Origin of the sequence: Caballeronia udeis (assembly GCF_044909315.1) — a bacterium.
Classification (GTDB): domain Bacteria; phylum Pseudomonadota; class Gammaproteobacteria; order Burkholderiales; family Burkholderiaceae; genus Caballeronia; species Caballeronia udeis_A.
In genome coordinates, this window is sequence record NZ_JBIYEB010000003.1 from 277,374 (window position 1) to 298,518 (window position 21,145).

General features: G+C 59.7%; 19 protein-coding genes. 16 read left to right on the forward strand and 3 right to left on the reverse strand.

Translation table 11 applies throughout. The features are described 5' to 3' along the window. Window positions 1-51: 51 nt before the first annotated feature. Window positions 52-1,023: a carbohydrate ABC transporter permease gene (locus tag ABH944_RS06430; protein ID WP_404605010.1), complete on the reverse strand. Its 972-nt coding sequence runs from the start codon at window positions 1,021-1,023 to the stop codon at window positions 52-54. A 277-nt stretch (window positions 1,024-1,300) separates the two neighbouring features. On the opposite strand from ABH944_RS06430, the gene melA reads away from it, so the two are divergent. Further along, entirely contained in the window at window positions 1,301-2,716 is a 1,416-nt protein-coding gene (melA, locus tag ABH944_RS06435) for an alpha-glucosidase/alpha-galactosidase (protein ID WP_404605009.1), read from the forward strand. Window positions 2,717-2,726: 10 nt separating this feature from the next. After that, window positions 2,727-3,809, forward strand: coding sequence for a LacI family DNA-binding transcriptional regulator (locus tag ABH944_RS06440; protein ID WP_404605008.1), 1,083 nt, complete (start codon window positions 2,727-2,729; stop codon window positions 3,807-3,809). Between the two features lie 135 nt (window positions 3,810-3,944). Here the strand turns inward: ABH944_RS06440 and ABH944_RS06445 are convergent, their stop codons facing one another. Together ABH944_RS06445 and ABH944_RS06450 are read right to left on the reverse strand one after the other, a co-directional pair. Beyond that, window positions 3,945-4,241: a hypothetical protein gene (locus ABH944_RS06445; RefSeq protein WP_404605007.1), complete on the reverse strand. Its 297-nt coding sequence runs from the start codon at window positions 4,239-4,241 to the stop codon at window positions 3,945-3,947. A 613-nt stretch (window positions 4,242-4,854) separates the two neighbouring features. After that, window positions 4,855-5,412: an Hsp20/alpha crystallin family protein gene (locus ABH944_RS06450; RefSeq protein WP_404605006.1), complete on the reverse strand. Its 558-nt coding sequence runs from the start codon at window positions 5,410-5,412 to the stop codon at window positions 4,855-4,857. A gap of 347 nt (window positions 5,413-5,759) precedes the next feature. Between ABH944_RS06450 and dnaK the strand changes: the two genes are divergently transcribed. The 14 genes from dnaK (at window position 5,760) to groEL (ending at window position 20,939) form a co-directional block, all read left to right on the forward strand. Continuing rightward, the gene (gene dnaK / locus ABH944_RS06455) at window positions 5,760-7,739 is read left to right on the forward strand and encodes a molecular chaperone DnaK (RefSeq protein WP_404605004.1); all 1,980 of its coding nucleotides are present in this window, start codon (window positions 5,760-5,762) and stop codon (window positions 7,737-7,739) included. A 182-nt stretch (window positions 7,740-7,921) separates the two neighbouring features. Further along, entirely contained in the window at window positions 7,922-8,461 is a 540-nt protein-coding gene (locus ABH944_RS06460) for a hypothetical protein (RefSeq protein ID WP_404605003.1), read from the forward strand. Window positions 8,462-8,771: 310 nt separating this feature from the next. Beyond that, the gene (locus ABH944_RS06465) at window positions 8,772-9,815 is read left to right on the forward strand and encodes an NAD(P)-dependent alcohol dehydrogenase (RefSeq protein WP_404605001.1); all 1,044 of its coding nucleotides are present in this window, start codon (window positions 8,772-8,774) and stop codon (window positions 9,813-9,815) included. Between the two features lie 48 nt (window positions 9,816-9,863). Further along, the gene (locus tag ABH944_RS06470; protein ID WP_404605000.1) at window positions 9,864-10,160 is read left to right on the forward strand and encodes a hypothetical protein; all 297 of its coding nucleotides are present in this window, start codon (window positions 9,864-9,866) and stop codon (window positions 10,158-10,160) included. Beyond that, the gene (locus tag ABH944_RS06475) at window positions 10,157-11,161 is read left to right on the forward strand and encodes a CobW family GTP-binding protein (protein WP_404604998.1); all 1,005 of its coding nucleotides are present in this window, start codon (window positions 10,157-10,159) and stop codon (window positions 11,159-11,161) included. Before ABH944_RS06470 ends, ABH944_RS06475 begins: the two co-directional genes overlap by 4 nt. Beyond that, complete coding sequence (locus tag ABH944_RS06480) at window positions 11,158-12,249, forward strand: WD40 repeat domain-containing protein (RefSeq protein WP_404604996.1); 1,092 nt, start codon at window positions 11,158-11,160, stop codon at window positions 12,247-12,249. The genes ABH944_RS06475 and ABH944_RS06480 overlap by 4 nt, the downstream gene beginning before the upstream one ends. Window positions 12,250-12,291: 42 nt before the next feature. Further along, window positions 12,292-12,483, forward strand: a complete 192-nt coding sequence (locus tag ABH944_RS06485) for a hypothetical protein (RefSeq protein ID WP_404604995.1) — start codon at window positions 12,292-12,294, stop codon at window positions 12,481-12,483. A gap of 477 nt (window positions 12,484-12,960) precedes the next feature. Continuing rightward, a complete protein-coding gene (locus tag ABH944_RS06490) occupies window positions 12,961-14,631 on the forward strand; it encodes an aromatic/alkene/methane monooxygenase hydroxylase/oxygenase subunit alpha (protein WP_404604993.1) in 1,671 nt (556 codons plus the stop codon). An 89-nt stretch (window positions 14,632-14,720) separates the two neighbouring features. Next, a complete protein-coding gene (locus tag ABH944_RS06495; protein ID WP_404605364.1) occupies window positions 14,721-15,812 on the forward strand; it encodes an NADH:ubiquinone reductase (Na(+)-transporting) subunit F in 1,092 nt (363 codons plus the stop codon). A 63-nt stretch (window positions 15,813-15,875) separates the two neighbouring features. Continuing rightward, window positions 15,876-16,961, forward strand: a complete 1,086-nt coding sequence (locus tag ABH944_RS06500) for a ferritin family protein (protein WP_404604992.1) — start codon at window positions 15,876-15,878, stop codon at window positions 16,959-16,961. A 42-nt stretch (window positions 16,962-17,003) separates the two neighbouring features. After that, a complete protein-coding gene (locus tag ABH944_RS06505) occupies window positions 17,004-17,357 on the forward strand; it encodes an MmoB/DmpM family protein (protein WP_165104012.1) in 354 nt (117 codons plus the stop codon). Window positions 17,358-17,455: 98 nt separating this feature from the next. Next, window positions 17,456-18,475 (forward strand): amidohydrolase family protein, encoded by a 1,020-nt coding sequence (locus tag ABH944_RS06510; RefSeq protein ID WP_404604990.1) that lies wholly within the window; start codon window positions 17,456-17,458, stop codon window positions 18,473-18,475. A 5-nt stretch (window positions 18,476-18,480) separates the two neighbouring features. Beyond that, window positions 18,481-19,257: a metal-sulfur cluster assembly factor gene (locus tag ABH944_RS06515; protein ID WP_404604988.1), complete on the forward strand. Its 777-nt coding sequence runs from the start codon at window positions 18,481-18,483 to the stop codon at window positions 19,255-19,257. A 44-nt stretch (window positions 19,258-19,301) separates the two neighbouring features. Then, window positions 19,302-20,939: a molecular chaperone GroEL gene (groEL, locus tag ABH944_RS06520; protein ID WP_404604986.1), complete on the forward strand. Its 1,638-nt coding sequence runs from the start codon at window positions 19,302-19,304 to the stop codon at window positions 20,937-20,939. Window positions 20,940-21,145 lie beyond the last annotated feature (206 nt).

Genomic DNA, 21,145 nt, shown 5'->3' on the forward strand with positions numbered 1-21,145 from the left:
GGTTGCTGGTCGGTGTTGACATCGGTACAAGGGCAGACAGGACAGGCAGGTTCACGCCAGATCGTTTTCGGATGCCCGCATCAGGCGCATCTGGACCACGGTGTATAGCAGCATCAGCACGCACAAGGCCATCGACATGGCCGAGGCATAGCCCATCTTGTAGTAGCTGAATGCGTTCTGGACGATGTAGTAGACGAGCACCCGGGTCGAATCGAGTGGACCGCCCTTGGTCGTGACTGCAATGGTGTCGAATATCTGGAAGGAACCGGTCACGCTCGTGACAAGCACAAACACCATCACAGGACGAAGCAGCGGCAGCGTCACGCGCCAGAACATCTGCCATTCGCTGGCGCCTTCGAGGGAGGCGGCCTCATAGAGGTGACGAGGGATGTTCTGCAGGCCGGCGAGGAAAAGCATGGCCACGAGGCCGGTATATCGCCAGATGTTGACGGCTGCCACAGTGATGAGCGCCTGGTCGACGCCGCCAAAAAACGGCTGCCGATCGACGCCAACGGTGCCAAGCAGCGAATTGACCCAACCGAGCAGGGGGTCGAGCATCCACAGCCACATCATTGCGACGAGTACATTGGAAAGCAGGTAGGGAAGGAGTACCACCGACCTGACGAGCAGCGAGCGCGACAGCCGGTCCATTGCGACGGCGAGAAAAAGTCCCAGTGCTGTCTGGAGCGGAATGTTCAGTATGACGTAGTAAGCAGACAGCTTCATGCCTTGCCAGAACTGGCCGTCCTGAATCATGGCCGCGTAATTGCCGAGCCCGACAAATCGCGGTGGTCTCAGCAGATTCCAGTCAGTGAAGCTGATCTCGATAGCCCGCAGCGTGGGCCATCCGTAGAAGACAATAAAACCGGTCAGCGCGGGCAGAACCAGCGCCCAGGCGGTGAGTGTTTCAGCGCGGCGGTTGCGCCCGAGCGCCCACGATCTTGCCGGCGCACGCGACGCGGGCACCGGCGCTGACGCCGCTTTCGTGACCTGACTGGCCAAGCCGGGTGACAGGTGATCCATCGTGTGTCTCCTCAGGTTCAGGCTGGTTTGCCGAGCGGTTTTCCAACTGATTCGCCGGCTAGTTTCGCGCGGCGGTTTCCGGGAACTGGCTAACCCGTGTTAGAGCCGCTACTGTGCTGGTTTTCTGAGGTCGACAACAATGCGTGAAAACCCCTAACTAACTCGCTTTAGTTTTTGTCTTTTCCGCCCTAGAATGCGAACGAAACGTGGATGGCGTTCGTGTCTGCCGTCCGGCGCACTGGCTGGTTTTCTAAAACCTTTCTTCTCGAGAGTTTCCATGCATTCACGTCGCCTCAAGATCGCGCTGATTGGCGCCGGCAGCATTGTGTTCACGCGCAACCTGCTGGGAGACATCCTGTCGTATCCGGAGTTGTCGAACTGCGAGATCGCGCTGCACGACATTGACGAACATCGCCTCCGGCTGGCGGAAAAGGTCGCGCACCGGATCGCGACGGGGTTGGGCGCGAAGCCGGTGATTACGGCATCGATCAATCGCCGCAGCGCGCTCGAGGGCGCACGGTTTGTGATCAGCACGATTCAGGTGGGCGGTTACCGCCCGGCGACCGTCACGGACTTCGAGATTCCAAAAAAATTCGGACTGGAACAGACCATCGGCGATACGCTCGGGATCGGCGGGATCATGCGCGGCTTGCGCACGATCCCCGTGCAGCTGGAAATGCTGCGCGACATGGAGGACGTGTGTGCGGAGGGTGCGATCCATCTGAACTACGTCAATCCCATGGCGATGATCACATGGGCGCTGAATCTTGCATCAACGCGGATTCCGACAATCGGCCTGTGCCACAGCGTGCAACATACCGCTCAGGAACTGGCCAATGACCTTGGCATTCCGGTTGGCGAGATCGACTACCGTTGTGCCGGCATCAACCATATGGCCTTCTATCTGAAGTTCGAGCGCAATGGGGAGGACCTCATGCCGAAGCTCAGGGAGATCCAGCGCGAAGGCCGTATGCCCGCATGGAACCGCGTACGTTATGAAATGCTGCGTCAGCTTGGATATTTCCCGACTGAATCGAGCGAGCACTTCAGCGAATACGTACCCTGGTTTATCAAGAACGGCCGCAAGGAACTGCTGGAGAAATTCAACATTCCGCTTGATGAATATCCCGGCCGTTGCCAGGTGTTCGAACACGCGTGGCCGTACATTGAGCGCGAACTGGAGAATCCCGGCTCGCAGGATGTGCGTGCGCTTGAGGTTGAACTGGCGGCAGCGGATATCCACGTCATGCCGCGTGAACTGGCACATGCCGCGCGCCTGCTCGAAGGGCTCGACACGATCGTCCGCTCCGTGGAGTTTGGCAGCACCATTATCCATTCGATGGTGACCGGCAAGCCCAGCGTGATCTATGGCAACGTGCGGAACCATCATCTGATCGACAACCTGCCGCAAGGCTGCGCTGTCGAGGTGCCCTGCCTGGTCGATGCAAGCGGTGTGCAGCCCACGCGCGTTGGAGCACTGCCGGTTCAGCTGGCCGCTCTCATGCGCACCAACGTCAATGTGCAGGAACTTGTTGTTGAGGCCGTGTTGAAGCAGAACCGGGAGCATGTGTATCATGCGGCAATGCTTGATCCGCACACCGCCGCCACGCTCGATCTTGAGCAGATCCGCGTAATGGTCGACGAATTGCTGCAGGCCCACGCCGCGTATTTGCCCCAGTATTTGCATCTCTAACACTACAGCAATGCCGTCCATCAGCAAAAATCGTCCTACGAGCGCTCAGGTGGCACGCCGCGCCGGCGTGTCGCGTACGGCGGTGTCCTTTGTCCTGAATAACGTCATGAATCAAGGCATCAGCGCGGCGACTCGCGAACGGGTGCTGCAAGCGGCGCGCGAGTTGGGCTATGAGCCCAACGCGGCCGCGCGCATGCTGGCGAGCGGCATGACGGGAACCGTGGCGCTGGTGATTCCCAAGGCATCACACCTGTATGTCGATTCATTCCTTGCACAGCTGGTCGCAAGCATCAATGAAGAGTGTCACCGGCACGGATTGAAGTTACTGATCGAGTCGACGGAAGACGAAGGCCGGGAGCCCGGAGGTTTCGTCAATCTGGTTCGGAGCCGCAGCATCGATGGACTTATTGTCGTCAACCTGCGCACCACCGAGAACGAGCATCTGTACCGACTTCGCGATGCGAACATTCCGATGGTGGTGTTTAGCCGTAGTGCGATGGAGGACGAAAATATTCACACGATGGGCAACGACACGACGCAATCGGCCCGCATCGCGACGGAGCATCTGCTGAATCTCGGGCATGAGCGGATTGCGTACGTGAGCTTCGCTCAACGCGAATATCGTGCTGTCAGCGAGCGGGAGCACGGCTGGCGCGAAGCGCTTCAGGCGCGAGGCATCGACGTGGACCCGGCCTGGGTCGAGTATGCCGACATCGACGCGATGAGTGGCTATCTCGCCACGCAACGGCTGATTGAACGAGGGGTGAAATTCACCGCGCTCTTCGCAGGCAACGACACCATAGCCTTTGGTGCGATCAAGGCGCTGAACGAAGCCGGCATCCGGATTCCGCAGGACATTGCGTTGATGGGCTACGACGACATTCCGCTGGCCGCTTTTGCGGCGCCGCCGTTGAGCACCATGCGCTCTGACCCAGTGGGGCACGGACGGGACGCGATGCATGTCCTGCTTTCGCAGATGCGCGGGGAGTCGGCTACCCGTGGCTCCCACGTCGACCGCGTAGCGCAACTGGTCATTCGCGATTCTTGCGGCGCCAAGACCGGGAAGATACTCAGTCCGGGCGAGCTTTTATAGTCTGGTGCGTAGTAAGTGGCCAGCAAGTCGACAGGATTTTTCGGCATCCGCGAGGGCGAATCGGCTCATGTTCACTTGCGCAGATGCCGTCTCTATCAGACTCGGTTCATCGCTTTAGCTCGGTAGACGGCGGCCTCAGTGTTTGGAAAACAGGTCGCATCGAGCTCCCCCGGCGCATGCGGGAGATAGCGACAATACGGGGGGTAGGGGAGGATGGACGCCTTCCGTCTGGGCGCCTCCCGTTTCGCTTCGCGTGTCCGGGACGCCACCATACGACACGTCGGTACCGGATTGAGCGGACATGTTTGCGTCTTCCACCATCTTCGCTCGTGCAGATGGGGGCGCAGTCTGCTGCGTTTCCTGAGCGTTCGCCATACTTGCCGAGCCAAGCAAGATAGTGCCGATCACCGTCAAAATGAGAGCTGATTTCATCTCCCTACTCCTCGTGTGAGTGCAGTCGCCGAGTCCTTTTCCCGGCAAGGTGGAATTCGAATATTATTTTTCGTGCCTGCCGACCGCATCAATGGCGGCCACGGTGCTCCAAGCTTGCTTCCTCCTCATGCGCGGGGACCTGCAGCAAGGAATGCGCCAAACCCTCGCGTCCAGAATCCATGGTTTATCGACAAGATATTGCGATGGTTTCGAATGGGTACGCTAGCTAAAGTTTAGAGGAATCTGGATGGCGGAGTACACAAGTCCAGAGGAATCCTTTCTAAGCGTTGCGAATTTGATTCAGTCCTGAAAATAGGGTCGGAAATACGCTGGAGGCACGCTTTGATCAGACGTGGCGATCGGATTTTCGAATCGCCCGGATGCGACCGGTCACGTTGTTTCCCTTCCATCTGCATGACATGCATAGACGGTTAATCAAGACGGCACACCCCTGTTTTGTCCGATTTTAGCCGTGGCCTCTGTTGGCAGCATGGGTGGGGTTGAGCGATTTTATCGGGCTGTAATCTACGTAGATGGGCGCCGACAGGACAGCCGGCGAGGCGCCGACACAGTGCCGTGGCTAGCTTGACTTGGCTCGCGCTTTGTCGTGCCATTACTGGATGTCGATGTTGCGCACCGTGGACGCGGACGTCTCCGTCTTCGGCAACTTCAGCGTAAGCACGCCATTGTCGAATCGCGCGTCAATATGCTCGACATCGACGCCGTCCGGCAGCGGTATGCGCCGCATAAATGCTCCATGCGCGCGTTCGAGCCGATAGCAGCCGTCCTCTTCGGTGCGCTTGTCCTGCCTCTTCTCACCGCGGATGACTAACGCGCCGGCCTCGACGGAAGTCTGTATGTCTTCGCGGCCCATGCCGGGCAACTCGGCGGTGATACGCAGTGCTTTACCGTCGTCGACCAGGTCGATGCGAGGCCGGAAGCGAGCAGGGCTGAAATCCCCGAACCAGCGATCCCGCTCGTTGAAAAATGGTTCCTGAAACAAGTCGCTCATTGCACGCCACGGGTCGTTCAGAAAACGGCGAGGTAGCTCCGGCCACTCGGGAAACTCATGTTTTCCACCGGCTGAATCCGCTGACTGCGACGCTGCGCTTTCCTGGCTTGGCCTGCGCAGGAACTTGAACGGATTCCAGTTCCTGAGTTCCGGGTTCATGATCAATCTCCTTTATCGCTATCCGCGCGATTGCTCCATACTTGAGAGGTCGTAGGGATAGCGAAGCAAGCCTGTTGCACCCGCGACTGCCCGAGCGAAATCAAAGATAGGCGCTGCCTTGGGAAATTCAAGAGGGCATCTGCGTCGTTGCGGTTTCGTGAAAACAAGGCTTTGTCGTGGTCGCTCGTACTAAATTTCGAACGAACGTTCTTGCTAATAGGCGTGCTCCTCTTTCTGGCGAAATCCTAATGCTTGGGGCGTGTATTGTTTTTCGATGCTGAGAGCGGCGCAAACCCGCTGATTTGACGTACGGGGTTAAATTTCAGCAGTGGCAGGAGGTAATGAACATGACCAAAATCATTGGTATCGATCTGGGCACGACGAACTCGTGCGTCGCGATCATGGAAGGCGACATCGTTAAAGTGATCGAGAACGCGGAAGGTGCCCGCACCACACCGTCGGTCGTTGCGTACGGGGACGACAACGAAGTCCTCGTCGGTGCGCCGGCGAAACGTCAGTCGGTGACGAACCCGAAGAACACGCTGTACGCGGTCAAACGGTTGATTGGCCGCCGTTTCGACGAAAAGGAAGTGCAGAAGGACATCGGCCTGATGCCCTACAAGATCGTGCGTGCCGACAACGGTGACGCCTGGGTCGAAGCCCGCGGTCAAAAACTGGCGCCGCCGCAAATCTCGGCAGAAGTGCTGCGCAAGATGAAGAAGACCGCTGAAGACTATCTCGGCGAAGAGGTGACGGAAGCCGTGATTACGGTTCCGGCCTACTTCAACGACAGCCAGCGTCAGGCGACGAAAGACGCGGGCCGTATCGCCGGTCTGGAAGTGAAGCGGATCATCAACGAACCGACCGCAGCCGCGCTCGCATTCGGTCTGGACAAAGCTGGAAAACGCGACCGTAAAGTTGCCGTATATGACCTGGGTGGCGGCACATTCGATATTTCGATCATCGAAATTGCGGACGTGGACGGTGAGAAGCAGTTCGAAGTGCGGTCCACGAACGGCGACACGTTCCTTGGCGGCGAAGATTTTGACCAACGCATCATTGACTACATCATCTCCGAGTTCAAGAAGGATCAAGGCGTTGACCTGAGCAAGGACGTGCTCGCGCTGCAACGCCTGAAAGAAGCGGCTGAAAAGGCAAAGATCGAGTTGTCGTCGGCTGCTCAGACTGAAATCAACCTGCCGTACATCACGGCTGACGCGTCGGGTCCGAAGCATCTGAACCTGAAAATTACGCGTGCGAAATTGGAGTCACTGGTTGAAGACCTGATCGAACGCACGATGGAACCGTGCCGTATCGCTATTAAAGATGCAGACGTGAAGCTGGATGAGATCAACGACATCATCCTGGTCGGCGGTATGACGCGTATGCCGAAGGTGCAGGAAAAGGTTAAGGAATTCTTCGGCAGGGACCCGCGCCATGACGTGAACCCGGACGAAGCCGTGGCTGTTGGTGCGGCGATTCAAGGGCAGGTTCTGTCGGGTGACCGCAAGGACGTGTTGCTGCTGGACGTGACGCCGTTATCGCTAGGCATTGAAACCCTTGGCGGCGTGATGACGAAGATGATCAACAAGAACACGACCATCCCGACCAAGTACGCACAGATCTATTCGACCGCTGACGACAACCAGAGCGCCGTGACGATCAAGGTGTTCCAGGGCGAGCGCGAAATGGCAGCAGGCAACAAGCTGCTGGGTGAGTTCAACCTCGAAGGCATTCCGCCGGCCGCACGCGGCACGCCGCAGATTGAAGTGAGCTTCGACATTGACGCGAATGGCATTCTCCACGTCGGCGCGAAGGACAAGGCGACCGGCAAGGAGAACAAGATCGTCATCAAGGCGAACTCGGGTCTGTCGGACGCCGAGATCGACAAGATGGTGAAGGACGCCGAAGCGAACGCCGAAGAAGACCGTCGTTTGCACGAACTGGCCGATTCGCGCAATCAGGGCGACGCGCTGGCGCACAGCACGAAGAAGGCGGTGGCTGAATACGGCGACAAGGTTGAAGCGGCTGAGAAAGAAAAGATCGAAGCGGCGTTGAAGGACCTGGAAGAAGCGCTGAAGAGCAGCACGGCGGACAAGGCAACGATCGACGCGAAGATCGAAGCGCTGGCAACGGCGTCGCAGAAACTCGGCGAAAAGATGTACGCGGACATGGCGGCAGCGCAAGGCGCAGGAGGCGCGGCAGCGGGTGCGGCGGGCACCGCCACAGGCGCAGGAGGCGCAGCAAGCGGTCCGGGTGCACAAGCCGCGCCCGAGCAGGACGACGACGTGGTCGATGCCGACTTCAAGGAGGTGAAGAAGGACTGAGTCGACGAAGCCGCCGCACGCGCCGTGTGAGTGCCTCTCCGACAAACCACGTGATTCGCGAGACTTGACGTATCCAGGAGGGCGCCGCCGGGTTGATCATCGTTAATCGAGCGTAGTGGTGTGTCAAAGTGAAGGCGAGGTCTTGTTGGCTGAATTGAATAATATTATGGCCAGCTTGTGCAATGACGTCCGGTCACCTGCCCGATATCGTGAGATCGACCATGCTGGTGGTTCTGCTTGCCGTGATCATCCCCTCTCCGATCACGCGTGGCTGCCAGCGATTTCTCGCCATGTTGCAAAGGAGTATTGACGTGCAGATTGACACCGCTCACTTCCCCCTCGTCTGGATGCAAATCGCTTCGTCCAGCGGGAACCCCGCGGCCAAGCCATTTTCCGAGTTCGAAGCACTGCTCGCACGCAAGGAAGCCTTCGTCCTGCTCAATGAAGAAGGTCTTGATAGAGGCGAGCACGAGCATTCGCCGGAAGAGATGAAGCAGGTATCGCTTTGGATGAAGCGCCACAAGCGTGAGTTGCGGACGTTCGTCAAGGCTGCGATATATGTCGAGCCGAGTTCCGCCCAGCGGCTCGCGACCAAATTGTTCACCCTGATCTACGAAAAATTCTGGGGTTATCCCATGCTCATGGTCGCGACCAGGGACGAGGCTCTGGCTCTCGCGCGCAGACTGTTGGCAGGCGAGCAAGTGGATACCCGGCCGCTCTAGGCTCGACCCGTGCTGTGCGCAGTGCACATGTCTCATTTCGCGACAGGTGCGGCCGCAGCTACCCGATCAAGCGTCCGATTCTGCGACAGTGGCTCGAATTCCTGAGTTGGCCGGGTCGCCCTCCATTCGTCCAGTTCCTTTTGTCCGGCAAGCGCCAAGGCCCTGTTTTGATGGGGTGCGCGTCATCGGCATGGAGCTTGCATAAACGGAAGCGATAAAAACGCGTTGGACAAACCGGTGAGCCTGCTCGCTTCACAAAAGGCCGGCAAGTTCCCATGCAAGCCGTCAAGCGGTGACAAGGAGACGAAACGTGAAAGCTTCAGTGCTGCATGAGTACGATGAATCATTGAGTCGTGACGAGTTCGTGCGTTACGAGGACGTCGCTGATCCGAAGATCGGGCGGCCCACCGACGTTATCGTGCGCATTGGAGGCGCCGGTGTGTGCCGCACCGACCTGCATGTTGTCGAAGGCATCTGGCGCAGCAAGGTCGACGTGGTCCTGCCCTACATCATGGGCCACGAAAATGCCGGCTGGGTCGAGGCAGTGGGCTCCGCGGTGGAGAGTGTCAAGGTGGGCGACGCGGTGATCTGCCATCCGCTCGTGACAAGCGGTTATTGCCTGGCGTGCCGGCGCGGTGACGACATGCATGCGACCGACAGCAGTTTTCCCGGCATCAACGCCAACGGCGGTTATGCCGAATATCTGCTGACGGGCGAGCGTTCGCTGATCAAGCTGCCGAAGTCTCTGGCGCCCAAGGACGTCGCGCCTTATACCGACGCCGGATTAACCGCTTACCGCGCTGCGAAGAAGGCATCGCGCCACTTGCTGCCCGGCCAGTTCGCCGTTGTCATTGGCGCGGGGGGCCTGGGGCATATCGGCATCCAGGTCTTGAAGGCGCTTTGCGCTGCGGAAATCATCGTGGTCGACCGCTCGGAAACTGCGTTGCAACTGGCCAAGGAATGCGGTGCGGATCATACGGTCAAGGGCGGTGGAGACGAGGTGCAAAGCGTGCTCGAATTGACCAGCGGCAACGGTGCGGAGGCAGTCATCGATTTCGTCGGTGAAGGTGACGCGGTCGCCAAAGGCCTCGCCATGACGCGCAACGGCGGGTTCTATTACATCGTCGGCTACGGCGGGAAGATCGACTTGCCGACCATCGACATGATCACCAGCGAGAAAACCATTGTCGGCAATCTGGTCGGCACTTATCCCGAGTTGGTCGAGTTGATGGCGCTCGCCGATCGCGGACTGGTGCATCTGGCGACGAAGGAATATCGCCTGAGCGAGGCGAACCAGGCGCTCAAGGACCTGCATCACGGCAAGGTCAGGGGCCGCGCGGTGCTGATTCCATAGCGATAGGGATCCGACAGGGAGGACGCCGTGGCGTCGCAGCAAAATTCAATGCCGATTCCCGAACGCGTACGCCTGGTCATTGCTTTGACCGAGGTTAATTCCCGCTACTTGCGCGGCGAAAACCGCTGCGCCGGCGCTGAGATCGAGTTGGCATGCGCGCTTGCGTGCGAGAAGCGCGAAGGCGCCACGCCGGACCGGACGCGGGATATCGCGGAGTTGCGCGAGCGGTTGGACGCTTCGGAAAACGAGTTGCTGGCTATCGAAGCCGAGCGTGACTGGCTCGAGAACGAGCTGGCGAATTTCGACACGGCGGCGTCCGGCAAGAAACCCGGGGAGTGGCAATGAATCGAATTCCGGTCACTGTTCTTACCGGGTTTCTCGGCGCGGGGAAAACCACGCTGCTCAATCGCATACTGCGCGAGCAGCACGGCCGGCGTTATGCGGTGATCGTCAACGAATACGGCGAAATCGGCATCGACGGGAGCCTCGTCGTGGGCGCGGAAGATGAGGTAGTTAAACTGAACAACGGCTGTGTGTGCTGCAAGGTACGCGGGGACCTGATCCGCGTAGTGTCGGGGCTGATCAAACGCAAGGGCGGTTTCGAGGGCATCCTGATCGAAATGTCTGGACTGGCCGACCCCGCGCCGGTGGTTCAGACATTCTTTGTAGACGATGTCATCCGTCAACGCACCCGGCTCGACAGCGTGATCTGCGTGGCCGACGCGCTGCACCTCCAGGCATGTCTGGCTGACAGCCGTGAGGCCGCGGAGCAACTGGCGCAGGCGGACATCGTAGTGCTTAACAAGACCGACCTTGTCGACGCAGCGGGCCTGGCTTCGGTAGAGGCGGCCATATGGGGCATCAATCCCAGTGCGGAGTTGCTTCACAGTGTTCGCTGTGCTGTGCCGCTGGCTACGCTACTGGATCGAGGTGCGTTCGATCTCAAGCGCCTTCATCTTGCCAACTCGCCGGAGGGTACAGACGAGCGGCCCCGTGATGAACGGCCCTTTCGCCACATATCCGTGAGTCCCGGCCGTCACAGCCATGGCATTGATTGCGTGTCGCTGCGGGTCGAGAAGCCGCTGGAACGCAGCCGGTTTCTTTCGTGGCTGCAGCAACTGGTGGTCGAGCAAGGCCAGGATCTGTTGAGAGCCAAAGGGATCGTCGACCTGGAGGGATCGGACCGCCGCTTTGTGTTCCAGGGCGTGCATATGACCATGGACACGGATTTCGACCGGCCCTGGCGAGTGGACGAAGTACGCGATAGCAGGCTGGTGTTTATCGGCCGCAATCTCGACCGGCTCGGACTGCGGGAGAGTATTGGGCATTGCAAGACCGACCTATGAATGCGCCGCTGCCTTTGATCGAATTGCTTGGGGCCAACTGGATGACGGAGGCGCCCGTGGTTGCGCTTGCGTGGGACGTTGCCGGGCGCCATGCGGGATTTGCGCTCGGTGACGGTACGGTGGCGCTCGCGGCGGGTGAATGGCCTGGCGGCCCGGCACTCAAGCCCCGGCCGGGCGGCGGAGTCGAGTTCGTGCCGGGGCGGGAACCCCCTGCGCCGGTGGCGCGTTTCAGCTTGCATGACGGCACCTGTCTGGCGCTCGCTGGCGACCCCGAAGGAGGTTTTCTCAGCGGTGGTGACGACGGCCGGCTTGTCCACTTGAACGGGGATGGCGTGAGCGAGGTGCTCGTCAATGTCGATGGCGAATGGATCGACGTTGTGGCAACGAGTCGGACCGGGCGAGCCTATGCAACGGGGCGACGGGTTCATTGGCTGGGGACGAAGCCAGCCAGTCTCGCGTTGCCGGGTTCGGCAACGGCCCTTGTTTTCAATGCCGCCGGCGACCAGTTGGCAATCGCTCATCATGGCGGCGTCACGCTGTGGCCGCTTGACGCTCACGTTCCCCGCCTGCTCGCATGGCCCGGCTATCACCGCAGCATTGCCTGGAGTCCCGACGGCAGCTATCTGGTGAGCGGCATGGAGGAGAACGCACTGCACGGGTGGCGTTTGCCCGACGGCGGTGACATCGAGATGGGCGGTTATCCCGGGCAACCCCGGTCCTTATCTTTTTCAGCGGACAGCCGCGTGCTCGTTACGAGCGGCGGTCCGCGCGCGGTTTGCTGGCGATTCGACCCGCCCGGTGGCGATGACCGGCCGCGAGAATGCGGCATCGTGCGGAAGACCCCGGTTACTCAGGTTGTTTGTCATCCCACGCATCCTTTGATTGCGCTCGGGTATCACAACGGCGCGGTGCTGCTGTGCCAGCCGGGCTGCAGCGACGTCCTGTTCGTCAAGGGGGCCGGCGACAGTCCTGTCAGCACGATCGCGTGGTCGCCCGATGGCGGACGGCTGGCAATGGGCACGGAGGCCGGCGAGATTGGACTGGTGTCGTTGCCGGAGGCGCTGTTTCATTTCGGAAGCCCGGGATGAGGGAGCGGACGAGATCCATTACATGCAAGAAAGGAGACAACGATGACCCATGAACATCTCACCAAGGACCAGTTCTTCGAGCGGCTGGGGGCGATAGGCGACGAAATGATCGCGGCTTACGGCAAGGACTTCGCGATGGGGGCGCTGGTCCTCGCCGCGCGATTTATTGCCGAGAGGAAGCCGGATGGCGATAAGGCCCAGAGCGTGATCTATACGGGAGAAACGCGACTATAGGTGATTGTGCATCGAAGTTCGAGCGGTGGTGAGGGTGCCATAGCCACATAGATAATATGTTTTCCTAATTAATTAAGAAGTCCGCTTAAAAAATATCATGATGCCTGCTCAGCCGAGAGTGGAAGGATCGTCCCAATATCGGACAGATAGATTGAACGCGAATGTCGCATAACAAAACAGAATTCCCGGCCGGAAGATGACACAAATAGCCGCATGAACAGCACTGCCTTATAGGGCGCGCCGTCAGCCTCGTTGGCATGCAAATCGCTCTATGAGAGCAGATCAAGACCCAAGCGTCGATGATCCGAAGTGCATGACAAAACGACAGGGGGCATGGATCGTTAAGACCGGACCGTGACCACCGGCCTGTGTTGTTGATTGTTGACTCTGGCTGCGGCATTACGCGGCCCTGCCCGTAGCACCGCCGTATGACCGTGAACTACGACGGTGATTCGTGAAATGAAAAAGGAGAGCTCAATGTCTGATGGATTAACCCTCAACAAGATCACGTCCCAGCGTGGGATCAGCATTGGCGAGGCGGCACGCCGCGTTGCCGATCTGGGCTGGACACCCAGTTACGTTCAGGAGGCGATGACCTTCCCGACGGACTACAAGATCAGCAAGGCGCCACGCGACCCGATGAAACAGGTGCTGCGCTCCTATTTTCCGATGCAGGAGGAAAAGGATAACCGTGTCTACGGGGCCCTCGATGCGGCGTTGCGCGGTGACATGTTCCGCAACGTGCAACCGCGCTGGGTCGAGTGGATGAAGCTGTTCCTGGCGATCATCCCGTTCCCGGAAATTTCGGCGGCGCGCTCGATGGCGATGCTCGGCCGCCTGGCGCCCGGAGAAGAACTACGGACGGGTTTCACGATGCAGATGGTCGACGAGTTCCGGCACTCGACTATCCAGATGAACCTCAAGAAGTGGTACATGGAGAACTACATCGATCCGGCCGGGTTCGATATCACCGAGGCGGCATTCGGCAAGTGCTACGCAACCACGATCGGCCGTCAGTTTGCCGAAGGGTTCCTGACCGGCGACGCAGTCACCGCGGCGAATGTGTTCCTGCAGGTGGTCGCTGAAACGGCGTTCACGAACACCTTGTTCGTCGCCATGCCTTCAGAAGCGGCACGCAACGGCGACTATGCATTGCCAACGGTGTTCCTGTCCGTGCAGTCCGACGAAAGCCGGCACATAGGTAACGGCCATTCGCTGGTGATGTCGGTGATCAACGACCCGGACAACCATCTGTTGCTCGAGCGCGATCTTCGTTACGCCTTCTGGCAGAACCACGCCATTGTGGATGCGGCCATTGGCACGTTCATCGAGTACGGCACCACGGACCGGGACAAGACCAAGGAGTCGTATGCCGAGTTGTGGCACCGGTGGATCTATGAGGATTACTACCGTACGTACATGCTGCCGCTCGAGAAATACGGCATCAAGATTCACCATGACGACGTGGGGGCCGCATGGGATCGCCTGGTGAAGAAGAATTACGTGCACAAGGTTGCGCAGTTCTTCTCCGTGGGCTGGCCGGTCAACTTCTGGCGGATCGAGGCGCAGACCGAAAAGGACTTCGAGTGGTTCGAGCACAAGTACCCGGGGTGGTACGCAGAATTCGGCGACTACTGGAAGTGGTACGCGAAGAAGAGCGTGCCTGGCGAGACCAACATGCTGTTCGACCAGGAAAATGGTTACGTGTACCCGCACCGCTGCTGGAGTTGCCTGGTGCCGTGCCTGATCCGGGAAGACTTCGTAGTCGATGAAGTGGACGGACAGCTTTACACGTATTGTTCCGAGTTGTGCCGCTGGACCCACAAGGTTGCGTTCGCCTCGGAATACGAGGGGCGGCCGACGCCGGCCATGGGGCGCTTCAGCGGACGCCGCGAATGGGAAGAGTGCTACCACGGCTGGGATCTGGCTGATTGCATCAAGGATCTCGGTTTTGTGCGCAGCGACGGCAAGACCCTGGTGCCGCAACCGCATCTCCGGTTCGACGACAAGAACATGTGGACGCTCGATCATGTTCGCGGTCACATCATCCAGAGCCCGATCGTCCTGTTGCGGGGTATGACAGCGGAGCAGCGCGAGAAGCACATCGCTGAATATCGAGCCGGTTTCAAGATTAATCCGGTTAGCTGACGAAGCGATGCGGTCCGGGAGTGCTTGAGGGGGTGAGTGGGTGATTACGCTCCCGGACGGATCAGGAGGGGACGACGAGCATGAACGACATGAACGATACGCAATGGAAGAGGGATGCCATGCCGGAAACAGTCGACCACCAGACAGTTCATACAGTGCGATTCGAGCCTGTCGGCGTCGAGATGGAGGTCGCGGAGGGAGAGACCGTGCTGGATGCCGCCTTCCGCCAAGGCATCTCGGTAATGCACGGATGCAAGGAAGGACAATGCAGCAGTTGCAAGTCCCTGCTGATCGAGGGCGACGTGGAGTTGAAGAAGTACTCGACCTTCGCGCTGCCCGACTATGAGCGCGAGACGAATCACATCCTGCTGTGCAGGACGCTCGCCTTCAGCGACCTGACGGTGGAACTGCTGAACTACGACGAAGACCTGATGCGCCGGTCCATTGCGGTGAAGGAATTCGGAGCGACGCTGACGAAGATAACCGCGCTGACGCACGACATCAGGCTGCTCGAAGTGGAGCTGGACCAGCCGCTGCGGTTTTGGGCCGGCCAGTATGTCGACCTGACCATTCCGAGGCTGGACATCACGCGGTCGTTCTCCATGGCAAGCGTTCCGAGCGAGCCAGGGGGGCAGACGAGTCTTGCGTTCATCATCAAGAAGTACCCCAACGGCGCTTTCTCTTCCCAGCTTGATGACGGCCTCAAGCCGGGTGACCGGCTGGTGGCGAAGGGACCGTACGGCACCTGCTTCCGGCGGGAAGAACAGCCGGGGCCGATGGTGCTGGTGGGCGGCGGCTCTGGAATGTCTCCCTTGTGGTCGATCCTCAACGATCTTGTCCAGAGCGGCGAGCAAAGACCGGTGCGCTTCTTTTACGGCGCGCGTACCCGTCGCGACTTGTTCTATCTCGACGAGTTCGCCGGACTCACGGAGAAACTGCCCGACTTCCGCTTTATCCCGGCGCTGTCGCACGCTGAAGCGGGCGACGACTGGACCGGCGAGACCGGCTTCATTCACGAGGTGCTTGGACGGACCTTACGCGAGGAGGCGCTTGCCGGTGAGATCGATGCCTATACGTGTGGTCCGACACCGATGATCGACGCAGTGATGCCCGTGCTGCAGATGGCCGGCGTTTCGCCCGAACGGCTTTATTTCGACAAATTTACCCAGGCCGTCCGATGACCGGACCCTTGGCAGGGCTCCAGACCGGAAGTTCCGATAAATGAAAGACAAAGGAGGATCGACATGAGCACCACGATAGAGCAACCGGCGCCGCTTGCATCAGGCGCGGCCGGTGCTGCCCAGTTCGCCGGCTGGGACAGCCGCAAGTACAACTACTTCGAGCCCAAGGGGCGCAAGGCGACCCATTACGAGGACATGACCGTCGACGTTCAGCCGGACCCGAAGCGTTACCTGCTGCAGGACTGGATCATCTCGTTCGCCGATGGCACGCCGACCTACTCGGAAACATGGACCGCAGTGAAATGCACGGACTGGCACAGGTTCCGCGCGGTCGACGAAGAATGGGAGCGCACCCACTATCAACGCCAGTCCACGATCATCGGCATGATCAGCGGCGCGATTGGCAATGCCCGGCGCTCGGGCGCGGTGAAGCGTTTCGACAAGGCGTGGCTCAAGGTGCTGGAGCAGCATCTTGGCGCATACAAGCATGCGGAGTTTGGCCTGGGTACCGCGACCATGCATGCCCAGCGCTACGGCGTGACGCAGATGATCAACAGCGCCATCCTCACGAATGCATCGTACAAGCTGCGCTTTGCGCAGGACCTGACGCTGTACCTGGGAGAAATCGCACTGGACGCGCCGAACCTGGATCTCGACGCCGGCAAGTCTCACTGGCTGAACGACCCGATCTGGCAAGAAACGCGCCGGGCCGTGGAGGCTATTGGCGGTGCAACCGACTTCCTCGAAAAGTACTTCGCGGTGAACGTGGTCTTCGAGCCGTTGGTGGCCGATCTGTTCCGCAGCGGTTTCATCATGCAGATGGCCGCATCGCAAAACGACTTCCTGACGCCCACCGTGGTGTCCGCGGCTGAGGGCGACTATGAGCGCAACCTGGCCAACGCGGTCGAGTTGTTCCACATGCTTGCCAACGACCCCAAGCACGGCGAAGCCAACCGCAAGCTGTTCGGCGAGTGGCTGGAAAAGCACGGCGCGCTGGCATCCGAGGCGGCGAAACGTCTGCAGCCGATCTGGTCGATTCCGCATGTCAAGGTGGTGCAGTTCAACGACAGCATGAACAGTGCGATCGAGCGCACCGAAATGATTGCCCGTGAGATAGGCATTCATTTCCCGCTGGCGATCCAGGCCTGAGCCATTCTTTAGTCAGAACCTAACCGGGAAGAGGAGTACGCGATGTCAGTGCATACCGACAACATCTTCAAGTCGATGAAAGACGTTCGTTTCGAGCAAACCATTTCTCATCAGTGCGGCGTCACCATGAACGATAGCGTCGAGGCACGCGCCATTGCGGAGTTGATGGCGCATAAACCCGGCATCACGGTGACCTACCTGCCTGCGATGATTCGCATAGACGGGCAGGGGAAGATCGAGTTCAGGATGAGCGAGATCAGCGAATCGCTTGGCCGCGAGATGACGCCGCATCTGTTCGAGATCTCCACCTCGACCCACTACGGGCGAATGGTGATGATAGACGACGACACCGTCGTGCTGTTCGGCAACATGGACGACGCCATGGCTTACGAGTGACAACCTGGGCGCGACCGTACCGCACTTCGCGACCGGCTTTGCGTGACCTTTGCGTGGCATGAAACCGGTCGCTCTCGCATAACCATGGAGACAATGTCATGTATCGAACCAAGGACGGTGAAGAGATCTTCATCATTGACGGGCACGTCCATCTCTGGGACGGCAGCAAGGCCAACCTCAAGAATGTGCATGGCCAGCAGTTCATTGATTGCTTCTATGCCTATCATTCGAACCTGAGTCCCAAGGAGTATTTGTGGCCCAAGGAGAAGTTCGACAAGTACGGGGAGAAAGCCCTGTACGACGACCTTTTCGTGACAGGCTACGACGATATGGCGATCTGTCAGCCGACCTACCTGACGGACTTCTACAAGAACGGCTTCAACACGACCGAGGCCAACTATGTATTGAAGGAGAAATACCCGAACCGGTTTATCGTCAACGGCGCGTTTGATCCGCGTGACGGCGAGGCCGGGCTCGATCGCCTGGAGGAGCTGTCCGAACGCTACAAGATCCAGGGCGTCAAGCTCTATACCGCTGAATGGCGCGGTGACAGCAAGGGCTACAAGCTGTCCGACCCGGGCATGCAGAGATACTTCGAGCGTTGCGAAAAGCTGGGCATCAAGAATATCCACGTGCACAAGGGCCCGACAATCCTGCCGTTGAACCGCGACGCGTTCGATGTTGCCGACGTCGACGACGCAGCTACGAGCTTCCAGAACCTGAACTTCATTGTCGAGCACTGCGGCTTGCCGCGCCTGGATGATTTCTGCTGGATCGCGACCCAGGAAACCAACGTGTATGGCGGCCTCGCGGTGGCGCTGCCGTTCATCCACACACGTCCCGAGTATTTTGCCCATGTGATTTCGGAGCTGCTTTTCTGGATCGGCGAAGACAAGATCCTGTACGGCAGCGACTACGGTATCTGGTCGCCGAAGTGGCTGATCGAGAAGTTCATGGCGTTCGAGTTGCCTGAATCCGTAGCCAGGGAGACCGGTGTTCAACTATCGCTGACGGCGAAAAAGAAAATCCTTGGGCTCAACGCGGCGCGGCTGTATGGCGTGGACGTGGAAGCGCAAAAGAAGCTGCTGGCTGATACGCGCCAGACGGCCACGGTATGACCATCATGGCCGTTGCTACGGATGGACGGACCGCGCAGGTGTGGGCGCGGCTCGCGTCCGTTATCGATCCCGAGCTCGACGAATCGGTGACGGAGCTGGGTTTCGTCACCAGCGTGGGGGTGGATGCCGGCGGGCAGGTTCGCATCGATTTCCGGTTGCCGACCTACTGGTGCGCCGCCAATTTCGCCTTCCTGATGGCTGACGACATGCGTATTGCGGTCGCGGCGTTGCCGTGGGTCAGGAAGGTCACGGTGGGTCTCGGCGAGCACATGTATGCCGACGAAATCAATCGTGGCGTCGCGGCCGGGCTGTCGTTCCAGGCCACGTTCGGCAGTGAAGCCAGCGGCGAACTGGAGGAAGTTCGCCGGACCTTCATGGTCAAGGCTTTCCAGCGAAGGCAGGAGGCGCTGCTGGCGTATCTGCTCGATCACGGGCATGAGCCCGCGGCATTGCTGCGGCTAACCGTGGCGGATCTTGCCGCACTAGCTTGTGATTCAGCGGGTCGCCGTCTGGTCGAACGCTATCTGGAACGACGTCCGGTTGTCGGGGCGGGCACTGACGCTGACGCAGCCGCCTTCGTTGGCGAGGACGGCGCATTGCTGGATGCCGGGCAGATCCACGCCTACTTGCGCGGTTTGCGACGGGTCGGCGTCAACGCCGAATTCAACAGTGCGCTGTGTCGCGGTCTGCTTGCCACCCGATACGGCGCGGGATGCGCGCCTCAGGGGGAGGTCAAGCCGGTGCATTTTGTCCGCTCCATCAGCGCGGTCAGGTCAATCTAAAATGGTTTGTAATCCAAACCAATCATAAACGGAGACAGGCAATCATGCCGAATATCATGTTGCACGATGATGAGGCCCGCGCGGCTCTCGGCCGGGGCGTGGCCAAGCTCGCCAAGGCGGTACGCGGCACCCTCGGCCCCCGCGGGATGAATGCGATCATCGACCGGCCGATCGGCACGCCGATCATCTCTCGCGACGGCGTGAGTATCGCCAACGAGATCGAACTGGAAGACGTGTTCGAAAACATCGGCGCGCAGGTCGTCAGGGAGGTGTCGAAGCAGACCAATGACGTCGCCGGCGACGGTACCACCACGGCGACCGTTTTGGCCGATGCACTGGTCCAGGACGGCCTTGCCTGTCTCGCGGAAGGGGCGAACCCGGTGGAACTCGTGCAGGGTCTGGAGGCGGCTGTCACCGAGGTCATCGCAGCGCTGAAACGCACCGCGACTCCGCTGCGTGGCAGCGAGGAGGTGCGGGCGGTCGCCATAGTGGCCGCCAACGACGAGGTCACCGGCGCAATGGTGGCCGAGGCGCTTGAGCGGGTCGGTCCCGATGGCATCGTTGATGTCGAATATGGAACAACGGTCGAAACGCGTCTGGAAGTGGTCGACGGCATGGCTTTCGATCGCGGCTACCTGTCTCATCACATGGTCACGGACCTGGAACGAATGCAGGTGGTGCTCGATAACCCGCTCATTCTGATGACCGACCAGCGGCTGCAGTCGGTGGAGGAGGTGGCAGCCATTCAGGCGCTCATAGCGAAAAGCAAGCGCCCGCTGCTGATTATTGCGGAAGAGGTTGCGCCCGCGTGTGTGGTGAGCCTGCTCGCCTGGCGAGACAACGGCGGGGTTCCCGTGGCGGCCATCCATCCGCCCGAGTACGGGCATTGGCGCAAGGCGATGCTCGAGGACATAGCCATTGTCACGGGAGGCCGGGTGATTGCCAGCGACCTGGGCGGAAAACTCGAGACCACGGAACTGCGGGATCTCGGCAGCGCCCGGCAAGTACGCATTTCAGCCAACCAGACCATCATTACGGCCGGTGGCGGGGACCCGGTCGGCATTGTCGCGCGTCGTCAGCAGGTGGCACGCCAGTACGAGATGGCGCCGGAGAATGTCGAACGGGACAAGTTCCAGGTGCGCCTTGCCAAATTGTCGGGAGGCACGGCGATGATCCTGGCAGGCGGGGCCACGCCGGTCGAACAGAAGCGCCGGCTTCATTTGATCGAGGATGCGATCAACGCGGCGCGCGCGGCCATTGCCGAGGGAGTGGTGCCGGGAGGAGGGATGGCATTGTTGCGAGTGTCTTCGGAACTCGAAGGGACCGTTTCACGGACTCAGGGGAGTGTCCAGCAGGGCGCGAGACTGCTGCAGCGCGCGCTTATGAAACCGCTGTTTCACATCGCGACGAACTGTGGCCTGAAGGGCGAGGCGATCGTGGCCGAGGCGGTGCGGTCGAGACCGGGCATGGGACTTGACGCACGCACTGGCGCCTTCGTGAACCTGATAGAAGCGGGCATCATCGATCCGGTGAAGGTCAGCTACAGCGCGGTGCGCAATGCTGCATCGGTTGCGGGGTTGATCCTGACTGCCCAGACCCTGATCGCCAAGAAACCGGAGACAATCGATCCCACCGCGGGACCTGCGCTTGGCGGCGGCGCCGAAGTGTTCGGCCGAAAATAGTCGTGCTGTAACCGGTCTCCATACGGAGGCCGGTCATAAAAATGTAAATAATCTGGAATCCGAATTAGATGTCGGCGTTTGGTTACAGCTGCCTGATACAAGGCGTGGAACCCATTTGACATGAACTGCGGCTGGACTGGCCACGCGTTGTAATAGCGGGCTATTACATCTCCAACCCTTGAGTCATTTTTGCTGGGAATCACGCC